General features: G+C 38.0%; 14 protein-coding genes. 11 read left to right on the top strand and 3 right to left on the bottom strand.

What is annotated here, in order from left to right:
- Nucleotides 1–83: 83 nt before the first annotated feature.
- The 4 genes from M3175_RS00580 (at nucleotide 84) to floT (ending at nucleotide 3,595) form a co-directional block, all read left to right on the top strand.
- Complete coding sequence (locus tag M3175_RS00580; protein WP_251513503.1) at nucleotides 84–989, top strand: nuclease-related domain-containing protein; 906 nt, start codon at nucleotides 84–86, stop codon at nucleotides 987–989.
- Between the two features lie 219 nt (nucleotides 990–1,208).
- Nucleotides 1,209–1,340 carry a hypothetical protein gene (locus M3175_RS24825; protein ID WP_285852088.1) on the top strand — a complete coding sequence of 44 codons (132 nt, stop codon included), beginning with the start codon at nucleotides 1,209–1,211 and terminating at the stop codon, nucleotides 1,338–1,340.
- Nucleotides 1,341–1,537: 197 nt separating this feature from the next.
- On the top strand, nucleotides 1,538–2,071 hold the full coding sequence (locus tag M3175_RS00585) for an NfeD family protein (protein WP_251513506.1): 534 nt from the start codon (nucleotides 1,538–1,540) through the stop codon (nucleotides 2,069–2,071).
- A 12-nt stretch (nucleotides 2,072–2,083) separates the two neighbouring features.
- Nucleotides 2,084–3,595, top strand: coding sequence for a flotillin lipid rafts scaffold protein FloT (gene floT / locus M3175_RS00590; RefSeq protein ID WP_251513509.1), 1,512 nt, complete (start codon nucleotides 2,084–2,086; stop codon nucleotides 3,593–3,595).
- Between the two features lie 38 nt (nucleotides 3,596–3,633).
- On the opposite strand, the gene rpsD is transcribed toward floT, so the two are convergent.
- Nucleotides 3,634–4,236 (bottom strand): 30S ribosomal protein S4, encoded by a 603-nt coding sequence (rpsD, locus tag M3175_RS00595; RefSeq protein ID WP_119709411.1) that lies wholly within the window; start codon nucleotides 4,234–4,236, stop codon nucleotides 3,634–3,636.
- Nucleotides 4,237–4,556: 320 nt separating this feature from the next.
- On the opposite strand from rpsD, the gene M3175_RS00600 reads away from it, so the two are divergent.
- The 3 genes from M3175_RS00600 (at nucleotide 4,557) to megL (ending at nucleotide 8,381) form a co-directional block, all read left to right on the top strand.
- Nucleotides 4,557–5,141 (top strand): hypothetical protein, encoded by a 585-nt coding sequence (locus M3175_RS00600; protein ID WP_251513512.1) that lies wholly within the window; start codon nucleotides 4,557–4,559, stop codon nucleotides 5,139–5,141.
- Nucleotides 5,142–5,206: 65 nt separating this feature from the next.
- A complete protein-coding gene (locus M3175_RS00605) occupies nucleotides 5,207–7,075 on the top strand; it encodes a diguanylate cyclase domain-containing protein (protein ID WP_251513515.1) in 1,869 nt (622 codons plus the stop codon).
- A gap of 115 nt (nucleotides 7,076–7,190) precedes the next feature.
- Nucleotides 7,191–8,381, top strand: coding sequence for a methionine gamma-lyase (megL, locus tag M3175_RS00610; RefSeq protein ID WP_251513517.1), 1,191 nt, complete (start codon nucleotides 7,191–7,193; stop codon nucleotides 8,379–8,381).
- A gap of 25 nt (nucleotides 8,382–8,406) precedes the next feature.
- Here the strand turns inward: megL and msrC are convergent, their stop codons facing one another.
- On the bottom strand, nucleotides 8,407–8,889 hold the full coding sequence (msrC, locus tag M3175_RS00615) for a free L-methionine (R)-S-oxide reductase MsrC (RefSeq protein WP_251513520.1): 483 nt from the start codon (nucleotides 8,887–8,889) through the stop codon (nucleotides 8,407–8,409).
- 148 nt (nucleotides 8,890–9,037) lie between these two features.
- Between msrC and refZ the strand changes: the two genes are divergently transcribed.
- Nucleotides 9,038–9,661, top strand: a complete 624-nt coding sequence (gene refZ, locus M3175_RS00620) for a forespore capture DNA-binding protein RefZ (RefSeq protein WP_251513523.1) — start codon at nucleotides 9,038–9,040, stop codon at nucleotides 9,659–9,661.
- A gap of 5 nt (nucleotides 9,662–9,666) precedes the next feature.
- Here the strand turns inward: refZ and hisJ are convergent, their stop codons facing one another.
- The gene (hisJ, locus tag M3175_RS00625; protein ID WP_251513525.1) at nucleotides 9,667–10,458 is read right to left on the bottom strand and encodes a histidinol-phosphatase HisJ; all 792 of its coding nucleotides are present in this window, start codon (nucleotides 10,456–10,458) and stop codon (nucleotides 9,667–9,669) included.
- A gap of 218 nt (nucleotides 10,459–10,676) precedes the next feature.
- On the opposite strand from hisJ, the gene ezrA reads away from it, so the two are divergent.
- The 3 genes from ezrA to thiI all read left to right on the top strand — a co-directional run bounded on the left by ezrA (nucleotide 10,677) and on the right by thiI (nucleotide 14,848).
- Nucleotides 10,677–12,374 (top strand): septation ring formation regulator EzrA, encoded by a 1,698-nt coding sequence (gene ezrA / locus M3175_RS00630; RefSeq protein WP_251513528.1) that lies wholly within the window; start codon nucleotides 10,677–10,679, stop codon nucleotides 12,372–12,374.
- Nucleotides 12,375–12,494: 120 nt separating this feature from the next.
- On the top strand, nucleotides 12,495–13,637 hold the full coding sequence (locus M3175_RS00635; protein WP_251513530.1) for a cysteine desulfurase family protein: 1,143 nt from the start codon (nucleotides 12,495–12,497) through the stop codon (nucleotides 13,635–13,637).
- On the top strand, nucleotides 13,637–14,848 hold the full coding sequence (gene thiI / locus M3175_RS00640; RefSeq protein ID WP_251513531.1) for a tRNA uracil 4-sulfurtransferase ThiI: 1,212 nt from the start codon (nucleotides 13,637–13,639) through the stop codon (nucleotides 14,846–14,848). The genes M3175_RS00635 and thiI overlap by 1 nt, the downstream gene beginning before the upstream one ends.
- The last annotated feature ends 26 nt before the right edge of the window (nucleotides 14,849–14,874 follow it).

Below are 14,874 nucleotides of genomic sequence, written 5' to 3' on the forward strand. Positions count from 1 at the left end.
TTTCGTTGTTAAGAAATAGACAATTATAAGGGGAGGGAGACAATGGGAAAAAATATATAATTAAGAACGAAAGGATGTGGACAATGATATACAAATCCCGAAGTGAATCAGCAGAGTTACTGATACTTGATTCCTTAAACAAACGAATGAGTTTAACGGAAAAAGACAAACAACATTATTTGGTCTTAAGAAAAGGATACGAGGGGGAGGTACTCTTTGATTCAATGACAGAAAAGCTAGAGTGTGATTGTTTGATTTTGAATGACTTGTTACTACGAATTAATCACACAATATTTCAGATTGATGCGCTAATGATCACTTTTGATACGATGTATTTATTTGAGGTCAAAAATTATGAAGGAGATTTTTATTATGAAGATGACAAATTGTATTTAGCGAACAAAACCGAGGTGACAAATCCAATTAATCAATTAAGAAGAAGTGAAACCTTATTAAGACAGTTGCTTCAAAGTCTTGGAGATCACACTCCGATACAAGGGAAAGTTATTTTTATTAACCCCGAATTCACCCTGTTTCAAGCCCCACTGAACAAACCTTTTATTCTCCCAACCCAAGTAAATAGATTCCTAAAAAGGATAAACAGTAATCCATCAAAATTAAACCGAAAGCATAGGATATTAGCAGAAAAGTTAACTTCCCTTCACCTAACTGAGTCTCCCTATCAGCAATTGCCCAGCTATAGTTATGATGATGTTCAGAAGGGGATTATCTGTGACAGATGTCAATCTTTTGAAGTATTTGTTGAGGGTAAAAGATGTATATGTGGCGATTGTGGGGGAGAGGAAAAACTATCAGAAGCTTTACTTAGAACTATAGAGGTATTTAAGCTCCTCTTCCCAGAACGAAAAATCAATACTAATGAGTTTTATAATTGGTGTAATGAAGTGGTATCTAAAGAGAGGATAAGAAGGTTTCTTAGAAAGAATTTGAACATGGTGGGGATTCACCAATGGGCTTTTTTTGAATAGTGGATATGATAGTCGTTAGAAAGGGGAATGGTGGCTTAATGTCGTTCATCAGTGCTATGAAGGGTGTTATGCCCGGAAAGAAGATGGCTAATGTCGTTCATCAGTGCTATGAAGGGTGTTATGCCCGGAAAGAAGATGGCTAACGTCGTTCATCAGTGCTATGAAGGGTGTTACGCCCGGAAAGAAGATGGCTAACATCGTTCATCAGTGCTATGAAGGGTGTTACGCCCGGAAAGAAGATGGCTAACGTCGTTCATCAGTGCTATGAAGGGTGTTATGCGCGGAAAGAAGGCAGCTAACGTCGTTCATCAGTCGTATGAAGGATGTAAGAGGAGAACAGAAGGTGGCTAACGTCGTTCATCAAGCGAATAAAGGACGTTTAAGGGGGATCAGCAGGATGCTAATGCTGTTCACCTTTCCGTCCTCAGGAACTAACCGATACCCAAACTACTATTAGGAAATTTTTTGAAACCTTTTTCTATAACTTTCGTATTAACTACTAATTACATACGAAAGGAGTTTTAAGTTTATAAAAGAGGTGATTTAAGATGGAGCTCTTTGGTTTTCCCATCCAGACGATTTATCTGACAACACTTATTGTTTCTGGTGCGTTAACAGTGCTGTACATTTTTTTTGGCGATATTGCAGAAGCCGCACTTGATTTTTTAAATCCAACACTTATTCTTGCGTTTCTCACGTTTTTATCAGCATCAGGTTATTTATTAGAGTTAATCACGTCGCTAAATAGTTTGGTGATTCTTTTCATCTCAATTGTTATTGCTTTTATATTTGATACTCTTTTAAATATCTTTGTGCTTGTTCCATTGTCTTCTGCGGAGGAATCCCTCGTGTATACTTCAGATTCATTAAAAGGGAGAGTAGGAACGGTGCTGATTCCTATTCCACAAGACGGGTTTGGTGAGGTTGTACTGAAAAGCAACAGTGGGACGATTTCGAAATCAGCGGTGAGCTTTGAGAATGAAGCGATTGCTGAAGGACAAAAGGTGTTAGTGATCGATGTGAAGGATGGAGTTCTGCATGTTGCCCATTACGAGAAAACAGAAAAGCTATTTTTTACTTAAGGAGAGATGTCTATGTTACCCATTTTTATTGTAGGAGGCATTGTTGCCTTTTTACTCATTGCACTTATTGCCGTATTCATTACAAAGTATCGTACAGCTGGACCAGATGAAGCGTTAATTGTTACAGGAAGTTATTTAGGAAGTAAAAATGTTCATGTTGATGAGTCAGGAAATCGTATAAAGATTATACGAGGTGGAGGGGCATTTATTTTTCCCGTGTTCCAACAAGCAGAACCATTAAGCTTGCTTTCTAGCAAACTTGAAGTGACGACACCTGAAGTGTATACAGAGCAAGGGGTTCCTGTTATGGCTGATGGAGTTGCGATTATTAAGATCGGAGGATCTATCGAGGAAATCGCGACAGCAGCAGAACAGTTTTTAGGAAAAGCGAAGGAAGACCGAGAAAACGAGGCGAAGGAAGTCTTAGAAGGTCATTTACGTTCCATCCTCGGCTCAATGACCGTGGAGGAAATTTACAAAAATCGTGATAAATTCTCTCAAGAAGTACAGCGAGTGGCTTCGCAGGACTTAGCGAAAATGGGACTTGTTATTGTATCGTTTACGATTAAGGATGTAAGAGACAAAAATGGATACTTGGATTCCTTAGGTAAGCCAAGAATTGCCCAGGTAAAAAGAGATGCAGACATTGCGACTGCTGAGGCAGAAAAAGAAACACGCATTAAGCGTGCGGAAGCAGCAAAAGACGCGCAAAAGGCAGAACTTGAAAGAGCCACAGAAATTGCTGAAGCTGAAAAAGTGAATCAAATGAAAATTGCCGAGTATCGCCGTGAACAAGATATTGCTAAAGCGCGTGCGGACCAAGCGTATGATCTAGAAACAGCAAGAGCGAAGCAAGAGGTTACCGAGCAAGAAATGCAAATAAAAATCATCGAGCGTCAAAAGCAAATTGAACTAGAAGAAAAAGAAATTCAACGCCGTGAACGACAGTACGATTCTGAAGTAAAGAAGAAAGCTGATGCGGATCGTTATGCGGTTGAACAAGCCGCTGCAGCAGACAAGGCAAGACAGTTAGCTGAAGCAGATGCGAATAAATACCGAATTGAAGCAATGGCAAAAGCGGATGCTGAAAAGGTACGACTGGATGGTCTTGCTAAAGCCGAGTCGGAGAGAGCTCAAGGGGAAGCAGAAGCAGAAATCATTCGCCTGAAAGGGTTAGCTGAGGCAGAAGCGAAACGTAAGATTGCAGAAGCATTCGAAATGTATGGCCAGGCAGCTGTTATGGATATGATTGTGAGAATGCTACCTGAATACGCGAAAGAGATTGCAAGTCCACTATCCAATATTGATAAAATCACTGTTGTTGATACAGGTGGTGGTGAAGGCGGCGGAGCGAATAAAGTTACGGGTTATGCCACTAGCTTAATGTCTTCGTTACAAGAGTCGTTGAAGGCTTCATCAGGAATTGATGTAAAAAACCTACTTGAAACATTTGCGGGTAAAGGGAATGTCCGCCAAAGTATTGATCAGTTAGCAGAGGATTTAAAAGAAAGCAAAGCAGAATAAAAAAAGATCCAGCGAATGTTCGCTGGATCTCTTTTTTATTAACGAGAGTAGAATTCAACGATAAGAGCTTCGTTGATTTCAGCTGGTAATTCAGAACGCTCAGGTAAGCGAGTGAATGTACCTTCTAATTTGTCAGCATCGAAAGTTAAGAAATCAGGTACGAAGTTGTTCACTTCAACTGCTTCTTTAACGATGTCAAGGTTACGTGACTTTTCACGTAAAGAAATTGTTTGACCAGGTAATACGCGGAATGATGGGATATCAACGCGCTTGCCATTTACTAAAATGTGACCGTGGTTAACAAGCTGACGAGCTTGACGACGAGTACGAGCAAGACCTAAACGGTATACTACGTTATCTAAACGTGACTCTAAAAGAGCCATGAAGTTTTCACCGTGCTTACCAGAAATCTTACCAGCTTTGTCAAATAAGTTACGGAACTGACGCTCAGTCACTCCATACATATGACGAAGCTTTTGCTTCTCTTGTAATTGTAAACCGTATTCAGATAACTTCTTGCGTTGGTTTGGACCATGTTGTCCAGGAGCGTAAGGACGCTTTTCTAATTCTTTACCAGTGCCGCTTAGAGAGATTCCAAGACGACGTGATAATTTCCAGCTTGGGCCAGTATAACGAGCCATGAATGACTCCTCCTCGTGTTTTTATTTTGTTGTAAAATAAAAACAGTAGTGTTCACAAGCAATATGACCATTTTGTTTTCATGTACCTTCGCCCTAGCAGCTTAAGGGTTACCGATACCCCATCCTAGAAGCTCAGCTTCTATTGAGGAACAAAATGTATTCATAAAGGCGTTCACATAGGCTGCGATATTTTACACAAAGAATATTATATGTTTTAAAGTCATATAAAGTCAAGGAAATTTTATTTTTTAGGAATATGTTATTATCTAATGGATGATCGTTATTATGGTATAATCTAATTATGAAAAAGAGTGGTTAAAGTGCGTGAAACTAGGAAAGAACGAAGAGTACGATTTGTTTTGCTTTTTATTTGTATTAGTTTTACAATAGGAGCATTGTACTATAAATATAGTAATCAAAGAGAAATAATTAATCCTCCACTTGTTACAGTCCTCCATCAAAGCCTGGATAAAGAAGATAATCCTATCATCGTCTTAGCAAAAAAACAAGAAAACAACTATATATTGGCTGAATATGAGGTTCAATTAGATGATAATTATCTATTTAAGACAAGGAAGGCAGTCACCCTAGATGGAAAGCCAACGATGATCTCTTTAGATAAAGAGAGTGTAGGTGTATGGTTGAAAATAGATGGACAGTGGAATTATTTCACAAGTGAATTGGAACAAGCTACACGATCACGAGAGTATAGAGAACGTAAATCTGTAGAACGATTCAACTTGATCACAATAAAAGAAGATGGTCGCACGATTGTTCAATTGGGAGACAAGCAGTTGGATGTGGGGAAGAGGAATATTAACCAGCTATTTCCCTTATCAAAGGACGGTTCCCTATGGCTTGTTATTACTGATCAGGAGATAATAATTTCGACTTTAAAAAATTAATATATATTTCATGCGGGATGGGATCAAATGGTTTCAAACCAGCTAAGGTATTAGGTGATGACGTAATGAGATTTCTTACTGATAAATCAATTGAAACACTTAAAAGTCAGTTCTTTGATCTAATCGACACGGAGTCGGGAGCTTTTCACTATCAAAATGTATTAAAGACTATGCTAGAAACGATTCAAAAAATGCTTGATCTTGATGAAGTTACTCTGTTTATTTGCCAAGCTTGGAAGAATCAATTTTCCATTGAAGTTTCTACAAACGAAAACATAATAGGAGTTACACCATCCAACGATTCAAGTGACTGGTTAAGTTCATTGAAAACGATAGATTTTTCCCCAACCAACATGAACTTTAAGGATTACCAAGTACTTATCCCACTTGTCAAATCGGGCAGAAATTTAGGTGTTTTATGCTTAAAAGGGAATCAATCATCTATTACCCCTTTTAATCAAGAGTGGTTTGAACAATTTGCGATTGTGTGTTCGTCATTTGTACAGAAAGCTCAAGAATTATACAAAATTGTCATGGAAGAAAAACGTTATAAACAGTTATTTCGTGTGAATGAAAAATTTCATTCTACAATGGATATGGATGCTGTGTTAGGTGAGATTATTTATACGCTTCAGGAGGTATATCCGAGTTTTACGTATTATTTAATGCTGTCTCATGACAACGATAATCATAGTGAACTCCCAATTAAGGATTTAGAATATGATAGTGAAAATATAGCAGCTATGGAAGCCTACGTTACTGGTACGATTCAAATGGAGGATTCGTTGAATGAACGACGTTCAGTACTTTATGCACCTTTAAAAGGAAAACAAGGTGTATACGGAGTACTCCAAGTTATTGCCCCAGATACATTGACGTTTCCAAGTAATGAAGTGGAGTTTATTAAACTATTAGCAAATACGGCTGGTTCTGCGCTTGAAAATGCACAGCTTTACCAGCAATCAAAACGATTAATTGCTGATCTTCAACTGATCAATGAGACTTCGCATCGATTAAATTCGAATTTGCGTTTGACCGAAACAATGTCGTACATGACGGAACAAATTGTTCAGTCGTTTGATGCGGAAGAGGTATGCTTTGTATTGCTATCACCGGATTTGAGACCAATTAGTGTACTAGCGGGTTCGACACCATTTTTTGATACGGAAGCCTCCATGGCATACGTTCAATACGTAGTCGACAGATTAAAGAAAGAACATGATTCGATTTTTATTGGAGATGTAGAAATAAACCACAATCATGATGTGAAACAATACCGTTCCATTATGGCGGTTCCAATGGTACAATCCGCAGTAATTAAAGGGATCGCTCTCGTTATGCATACCGAACCTTATCATTTTTCCTTCGAGACATTTAAGTTAATGCAGTCATTAATTCATCATTCTACCTTGGCTTTTACGAATTCCATGCTTAGAGAAGAATTAGAGAAAATGGTTGTTACAGATCATTTAACGAAGCTGTACTCAAGGAACTATTTAGATACAAGGGTTCATGAGTCACTAGATGAAGATCAGCAAGGAACCTTCCTTTTAATTGATATTGATAATTTTAAAGGTGTTAACGATAAATATGGTCACCAAGTTGGGGATGAGATCCTTATCCAAGTGGCGGATATTATAAAAAGTAATATAAGAGAAAGTGATATTGGTGCTCGTTGGGGTGGAGAGGAACTTGCTGTTTATTTACCACGTATCCCGCTTGAGGTGGGAATAAGTATTGCCAATCGATTAGTAGATAAGGTAAGGGAATTATCTAAACCATCAATAACCATTTCCTGTGGGGTTTCGTATTGGAATGTGGACAATCCAGATAACTTTACAAACTTGTTCAAGCGAGCGGACACAGCCCTTTATGTGGCAAAGGATACAGGTAAGGATCGAGTAGTGGTTCAAGAAAATATAACCTCTCAGTAAAAAGGAGCTCAACTTTCGAGCTCCTTTTTAATTTCCAATTGGATGGGTATCACATATGCTAGTAATGAGAGCCTTTTGAATAGAGTGTAAGCGTTTACAATTGGAGGAGGAGCATATGGGAGAGAAGAAAGCTTTTAAGATTGAAACTGAAGTGATTCATCATGGTTATGATGCAAGTTCTTTTGAAGGCAGCTTAGTTCCGCCTGTTTTTCAGACATCTACGTATTGCTTTGAAACAGCAGAGCAAGGGGAAAAAAGGTTTGCTGGAGAAGAATCAGGGTATATTTACTCCCGTTTGGGGAATCCAACCGTTTCTATACTTCAAGAGAGAATGGCAGCGATTGAGAAAGGGGAAGCTGCTCTAGCATTTGGTTCAGGAATGGCTGCCGTGTCGGCTGTATTAGTTTCTCTTACGAAAGCAGGTGACCATATTCTTTGTTCTCAAGGTGTATATGGTTGTACTTTTGGTTTGCTTAAGATGCTAAATCATAAATATCAAATCACATATACCTTTTCAGAAATGGAAACAAAGGAACAGCTGTTACAAGCCATTAAGCCTGAAACTACTTGTATTTATGTGGAAACTCCAATCAATCCAACGATGAAGCTTGTTGACCTAGAGATGATTGCTGCAGTTGGAAATGAAAAAGGGATTCCTGTTGTTGTTGATAATACGTTTTGTTCTCCTTATTTGCAGACACCTCTTGAGCTTGGTTGTGACGTAGTCGTTCATAGTGCAACGAAATATATTTGTGGGCATGGAGATGTGATTGCTGGTATCGTTGTTGGTAAGCGTGATTTTCTCCAAGAGGTGGCAATGACCACACAAAAGGATATTGGAGGGATTATTTCTCCGTTTGATGCATGGTTGCTATTAAGAGGGTTGAAAACCTTGCCAGTTAGAATGGATCGTCATTGTGAGAATGCTAGGAAGATTCACTCGTTTTTAAGTGAGCATGTGGCTGTGAATCAAGTATTCTACCCAGGGGATAGTATGCATCCAGACTATATAATAATGAAAAAGCAAATGCGTCAGGCAGGTGGATTGCTTTCTTTTACTTTGAAAGGAGGGGTAGAAGAAGCACAGAAGTTTATGAACCGGTTACAGTTAATAAAGATTGCTGTCAGTCTAGGTGATGCGGAAACCTTAATACAGCACCCAGCAACAATGACCCACTCTGTTGTTCCTAAAACAGAAAGAGAAAAGATGGGGATACAAGATAATTTAATACGGTTATCGGTCGGGTTAGAAGCATGGGAAGATGTTCAGGAAGATTTAGATCAAGCTTTGAACGCTTTAATATAAATAAGAGGCAGACCATCTGCCTCTTTTATAAGTGATTAATTAATTCATCAACAAATTGCTCAAGCATTTTTTGATCTAATGTATCAAAACGGCTCTTGCTAGGTGAATCTATATCTAGAACGCCCAGGAGTTGTCCTTCTTTTATTATTGGAATAACAATTTCTGATTGAGAAGCTGCATCACATGCAATATGACCAGGGAATTGATGAACATCCTCAACTAAAATCGTCTTCTTTTCTTTCGCGCTTGTTCCGCAAACACCCCTGCCAAGAGGAATTCTTACACATGCAGGCAGGCCTTGGAATGGTCCGAGCACTAATTCTTTATCCTCGTCCATTAAGTAAAAACCAACCCAGTTGACGTCAGTCAAAAATTGATTTAAAAGAGATGACGCATTGCTTAGATTGGCAATCGAGTTCATCTCCCCTTCAAGAAGCGCCTTCAGTTGTTTTATTAATAGACGATAGTTTTCCTCTCTCGTCCCTACGTAATTCTTTACTTCAAACATTTTCTTCCCTCCAAAACATAGGTAATTATCATATTTTAGCGAAAATAAGAAGACTTTGTCGAGTTTTTTATACAGGAGAAGAAATGTCGAATAAAGAATGTTATACATAAGGCTATTTTCTGTGATTAAGAGATGGAGGTGGTTTCAAATGAAGAAAAATTCAAAGGATTCCATTGTCGAGGCAGCAATTTATCTTTTTAACACAAAGGGGTTTACAGGAACAACAATTCGAGATATTGCCCAAAAGGCAAACAGCAACGTCTCTAACATCTCCTACTATTTCCAGAATAAACATGGTCTACTTGAGTATTGCTTTTTAAAGTATTTTGAAGCGTATATTGCAGAGCTTGAATCCGCATTTTTATGTATTGACCAAGGAGCAAAGGCAACACTTCAGAAAATGGCTGAAAGCATTATTAATTACCACACGGAGAACATGCAGCTGACAAGATTAATTTTAAGAGAAATGTCGATAGATTCACAAACCGTTCGAGAAATAATGAGTACGTACTTTGCAAAGGAAAAGTATTATTTTAAAGCTGTCATTGAGGAGGGAATCATAACCGGAGAGTTCAGACAAGTGTCTGTCGCTTTTACTATTGTCCAACTCAAATCGCTTTTATCGATGCCTTTTCTAAATACCCATTATCTCTCAGAAGTTCTTCATGTATTTCCTCATGAACCGTATTTTACACAGAAATATATTGGTGAAATCAATAACTGGATTGAAGGAGTCTTAACTCCCCATCATCCAAAGGAATTAGTGTTTTAATCATATTATTTTCGAAGGATGTGCTCATATCCTTGAAGGAGTTCCTTTGCTTGATGTGCATCAGAACCATATATCATTGGAATGTTTAATTGAATGGCTTGGTTAGCTATCGCTGTTGGCGGATAAGGTTCCCGACATAACGGCTTTGCTGTTCCAGCTCCGTTATAATCGAGCTCGTAGTTTTTTTGTTTCACTTCTATCAAAATACTTTGTATTTCCTTGTTAAAGCTAACTGGACAAGGATATTTTTTTTGGAATTTATTCACTAAAGTTATATGTCCGATACGCTTAGGTTTATAACATCCTAAATCGGATTTTATGGACAGTAAAAGCGTTCGATAGTAGGCTTCATATACCTTTTCTATCCCACCATAACGCTTAATCATATCACCAAATACGTCAGGGCTATAATCTAAACAATCATATTCTTCTTCAAGCTTTAAAAAATGGACTGACAAAATGCTATCAGTCAGAGATGGACCGTATTTGTTTAGAAATTGTGTTGTTTCTTTTTCAAATCCCTCGATGAAATCTACTTCTAAACCTGTATGTATGGTGATCTTCCCTTTATATTTTTCTCTTAGAACAGCTAGCTCTTCTAAATATGCAGGTAAATCCTCCATTTTCATAGCGCTGTCTTGAAGAGGGGTTGGATCAGTAAAACCAGTTGGAAGAGGAGCGTGTTCTGTAAATGAGATAGTGGTAATTCCAAGTTCTATTGCGTGCTCAATATAGGCTTGGAAAGCATCTTTTGAACCATGGGGACAAAATTTTGAATGAACATGACCATCACGCATGATGAGAAGCCTCCTTGTTTATGATTTTTGCAGTATTTGTCGAAAAAAGAGATGTGATGTAGCTAAAGTGATTGTAAATAAATTTTAGTACAAAAAATTTGAAATTAATAGTCAAAAAATGTCGTTTACATGGTATCATAAGAGCATTGAAAATACATTTATATGAACCTTTATATAGATAACATAAATGTAGCTCGGATGAGAACAGGGGGCTTAACATGGAGTACATAATCGGGGGCTTAGTTCTTTTACTAGCTCTGTACGTGATTGGATATACGATGAAAAAAAAGCTTTATAAAGAAATTGACCGTCTCGAGAACTGGAAAATAGATATTACGAATCGCCCAGTACTTGATGAAATGTCGAAGGTAAAACAGCTTAATATGACGGGTGAAACAGAGGAACTATTCGAGAACTGGAGAAATGATTGGGATGACATCGTAACAAGTCAGCTTCCAGAAGTAGAAGAGTATCTATTTGATGCCGAGGAATATATTGACCGCTACCGCTTTAATAAAGCAAAACAGGTTCAGCGTGCCATTGATTCTCATTTAAAAGAAACGGAAGATAAAATTCAACAGTTACTTGATGAAATCAATGAATTGGTTGGAAGTGAAGAGAAGAATAGAATAGAAATTGAAGAGTTAAAAGAGGTGTATCGTGAGCGCCGCAAAACTCTTCTTGCACATCGTCATAATTTTGGACGTGCAGAAGCTAAGTTAGAAGTTCTTCTTGATGAAATAGTAGCATGTTTTACTAATTTTGAGGAAAGAACAGAAAACGGAGATTATCTGCAAGCGCGTGAGATTGTGCTTTTGATTCAGTCAAAGACAGATGAATTGAGCAAGAAGATGGATGCTATTCCAAATTTGCTCATAGAATGCCAATCAAGTATTCCTTCAGAAATCGAGAATCTGAGAGACGGATTCCGTGAGATGCACAATCAAGGCTATCCGTTAGAACATCTTCATTTTGAAGAGGAGCTAGAAAAACTTCATTCAGAAGTAAATGAGTGTTTGGAGTTAATTGAACAAACCGAGATTGATGAGCTTCAAAAGAAAATAGATGAAGTAAAGGAAAAAATTGAAGTTATTTATGATCTATTGGAACAAGAGGTTAATGCCAAACGGTTTGTTATAGAAAACGAAGAGCCAACGAGAAACTTGTTATTTGAAGTAAAAGAAGAAAATAATGTTCTGAAGGTGGAAGTACAAGAAGTACTGCAAAGTTATCACCTTGAAGAGAGCGAAGTAGAAGGGCAAGTGCAGTTTGAAAAGAAACTTGCTCAGTTAATGAAACGATTTGAAGTATTAGAACACAAGATTATAGGTGATGAAACGGCTCTTACGATTCTAAAGGGTGAGCTAGCTGAGTTAAAGCTCGAGCTTGAAAAATTAACTCTAGAGCAAAAAAAATATGCTGAACGACTACAAACACTTAGAAAAGATGAAATTGCCGCACGTGAGACAGTAGTCGAACTTTCCAAAAAAATTGCTGATTGCATCCGCCTTGTAAATAAAAGCAATATTCCTGGTCTCCCAGAAGAATATCGTTATTTATTAGAGGACGCAAGAGAGAGTATTTCTAATGTGAAATTAAAGTTGGAAGAAAAGCCATTAAATATACCTACCGTTCAAAAATACTTAGAAGTGGCTGTAATGACGGTAGATAAAGTATATGACCATACCTCTCAGCTTATTGAAACGGTTCTTTTATCTGAAAAGGTTATACAGTATGGCAATAGATATCGGAGCAGTTATCCGGCTGTACAAAAAGCTTTGGTTGATGCGGAAATGGCTTTTCGAAGCTATGATTATCAAGCAGCACTAGAAGTTGCTGCGACCTCTATTGAGGAAGTAGAGCCTGGTGCTTTAAAGCGAATTGAAGCTCTATTACAAGAAACGGTAGAGATTTAAAAGGAAAAGACCGCTTTATTTGAAGCGGTCTTTTCCTATTCGTTTTCCTGATTGTGATTTATATGATAACATTGTTAGTTGAGTTTACCCGTGATTGGTAAGAAAAAGGGGTTTTCAGACATGATTTATTTTGATAACAGTGCAACCACAAAACCATACCCAGAAGTTGTGGATTCATTTGTAAAAGTTTCAAATGATTTTTTTGGCAATCCTTCGTCTATTCACCGATTAGGTGTAGAAGCGGAGAGCCTGTTAGCTCAAGCAAGAAAACAAATGAGTGAGCTATTACAGGTAAATCCGAGTGAGGTTTACTTTACATCCGGAGGTACCGAGAGCAATAACTTAGCAATTAAAGGTACGGCTCTTATGTATCGTAACAGAGGGAAACATATTATTACATCAGCGGTCGAGCATGCTTCTGTAAGAGAGGCTTATCAACAGCTGAAGGAATTAGGGTTTCGAATAACGGTCATTCCAGTTGATGCGGAAGGTAGAGTTTCTGTTACCGAAATAGAGGATGCTATCTGTCACGATACGATATTAGTGTCGATCATGCATGTAAATAATGAAGTGGGCACCATTCAGCCTATTGAAGAAATCGGCAATATGATAAAAGGATATTCAAAAATATTATTTCATGTGGATTTTGTACAAGGGATTGGAAAAGTAGCACTCAATATTCAGAAACATCATATTGACCTGTGCTCGATATCAGCACATAAATTTCATGGGTTAAAAGGAACAGGAGTGTTAGTCGTTCGTGAGGGGGTCCAAATTTCTCCACTTTTTTCAGGAGGAAATCAAGAATGGAAGCTCCGAAGTGGGACGGAGAATGTTGCGGGTGCAGTCTCAATGGCCAAAGCATTGCGATTAACTTTACAAAGGTATGAAACAAAGTTAAGGCAAATATCCGAAATTCAAGGCTATCTTCTTAAAGAACTAAAACTGCTAGAAGATGTTGTCATTCATACTCCAAACAGTGGACGAGCTCCTCATATCATAAATTTCTCTGTAAAGGGTTTTAGAGGAGAAGTATTTGTACACGCGTTAGAAGAAAAAGGGTTAATCGTATCGACGACAAGTGCATGTTCTTCAAAAAAGAAGGCCGTAAGCCATACAATATTGGCTATGAATGTCTCAAAGGACGTCGCAGAAAGTGCGATTCGCCTGAGCTTATCCTATGAAAACACTCTTGAAGAGGCAAACAAGGCTATATCAATCATAAAAACCACAGTTACTGAGCTAAGAGAGGTTATGCACTAATGAATTACGATCGAATTTTAATAAGGTACGGTGAAATATCCACAAAGGGTAGAAATCGTACGAAGTTTGTTGAAAAGTTAAAAAGAAGTGCCAAGCGTGCACTAACAGAATTCCCTAACATCATTATTGAGACAACTAGGGACCGTATGTATATTTTGTTAAATGGGGAAAATGGTGAGGGAATTATCGAGAAGTTAAAAATTCTTCCTGGCATTCAATCCTTTAGTCCGGTCATTAAGACTAGCTTGGAGCTCGAGGAAGTTAAGGAAGCAGCTTTACAATTATTCTTAAACAAATATCAAGTAGGAGATACTTTTAAAATTTCAACTAGACGCGCGAATAAGGAATATCCTCTTGATACGGGCCAACTAAATTATGCTCTTGGTTCTCACATTTTACAAAATGTCCCTGATCTAAAGGTTGATGTGAAAAATCCAACCATTGATGTTCAGGTTGAGGTACGAACAGAAGCTGTTTATCTCTCAATCGAAACAATTATGGGGGCAGGTGGAATGCCTATCGGGTCTAGTGGAAAGGCCATGTTGATGCTATCTGGTGGTATTGATAGCCCGGTTGCTGGCTATATGGCCATGAAAAGAGGGGTTGAAATAGAGGCTGTGCATTTCTTTAGTCCCCCTTTTACAAGTGAGCGCTCTAAACAAAAGGTAGTTGAATTAGCAGAAAAGTTGTCATTACTAAATGGCGGTTACTTTACTCTTCATATCGTTCCTTTTACGGCTATTCAACAGCTTATTCAAAAGCAAATACCTGAGAACTATACAATGACGGCAACAAGACGGATGATGCTTCGTATAACGGATGAAATTCGCCGCAAATTTGAAGGGTTAGCCATCGTTACGGGTGAAAGCTTAGGCCAAGTGGCTAGTCAAACCTTAGAAAGCATGCTAGCGATTAATGATGTAACATCTACACCGATATTAAGACCTTTAATCACTATGGATAAATCCGAAATAATCGATATTGCAAAAAGGATTGATACCCATCATATTTCGATTCAACCTTATGAGGATTGCTGTACGGTCTTTGTCCCTGCAGCTCCGAAAACAAAACCAAAGCTTGAAAAGGTTCAATACTACGAAAGCTTTGTAGACTTTGAGCAGTTGATTCAAGAAGCAGTCGATAAAGTTGAGACCATTCAAATAAAACCAGATACCCATATAAAGGGTCAAGTATTTGGAGAATTATTCTAACGAAATTGTGAACAATTTCCAAGTGA

Origin of the sequence: Robertmurraya korlensis (genome assembly GCF_023715225.1) — a bacterium.
GTDB lineage: Bacteria > Bacillota > Bacilli > Bacillales > Cytobacillaceae > Robertmurraya_A.

Excerpts from the sequence above, each read along its gene's own strand:
- M3175_RS00580 (WP_251513503.1), top strand. The coding sequence starts at position 84 with ATGATATACAAATCCCGAAGTGAATCAGCAGAGTTACTGATACTTGAT.
- M3175_RS00585 (WP_251513506.1), top strand. The coding sequence starts at position 1,538 with ATGGAGCTCTTTGGTTTTCCCATCCAGACGATTTATCTGACAACACTT.
- floT (WP_251513509.1), top strand. The coding sequence starts at position 2,084 with ATGTTACCCATTTTTATTGTAGGAGGCATTGTTGCCTTTTTACTCATT.
- rpsD (WP_119709411.1), bottom strand. The coding sequence starts at position 4,236 with ATGGCTCGTTATACTGGCCCAAGCTGGAAATTATCACGTCGTCTTGGA.
- M3175_RS00605 (WP_251513515.1), top strand. The coding sequence starts at position 5,207 with ATGAGATTTCTTACTGATAAATCAATTGAAACACTTAAAAGTCAGTTC.
- megL (WP_251513517.1), top strand. The coding sequence starts at position 7,191 with ATGGGAGAGAAGAAAGCTTTTAAGATTGAAACTGAAGTGATTCATCAT.
- msrC (WP_251513520.1), bottom strand. The coding sequence starts at position 8,889 with ATGTTTGAAGTAAAGAATTACGTAGGGACGAGAGAGGAAAACTATCGT.
- refZ (WP_251513523.1), top strand. The coding sequence starts at position 9,038 with ATGAAGAAAAATTCAAAGGATTCCATTGTCGAGGCAGCAATTTATCTT.
- hisJ (WP_251513525.1), bottom strand. The coding sequence starts at position 10,458 with ATGCGTGATGGTCATGTTCATTCAAAATTTTGTCCCCATGGTTCAAAA.
- ezrA (WP_251513528.1), top strand. The coding sequence starts at position 10,677 with ATGGAGTACATAATCGGGGGCTTAGTTCTTTTACTAGCTCTGTACGTG.
- M3175_RS00635 (WP_251513530.1), top strand. The coding sequence starts at position 12,495 with ATGATTTATTTTGATAACAGTGCAACCACAAAACCATACCCAGAAGTT.
- thiI (WP_251513531.1), top strand. The coding sequence starts at position 13,637 with ATGAATTACGATCGAATTTTAATAAGGTACGGTGAAATATCCACAAAG.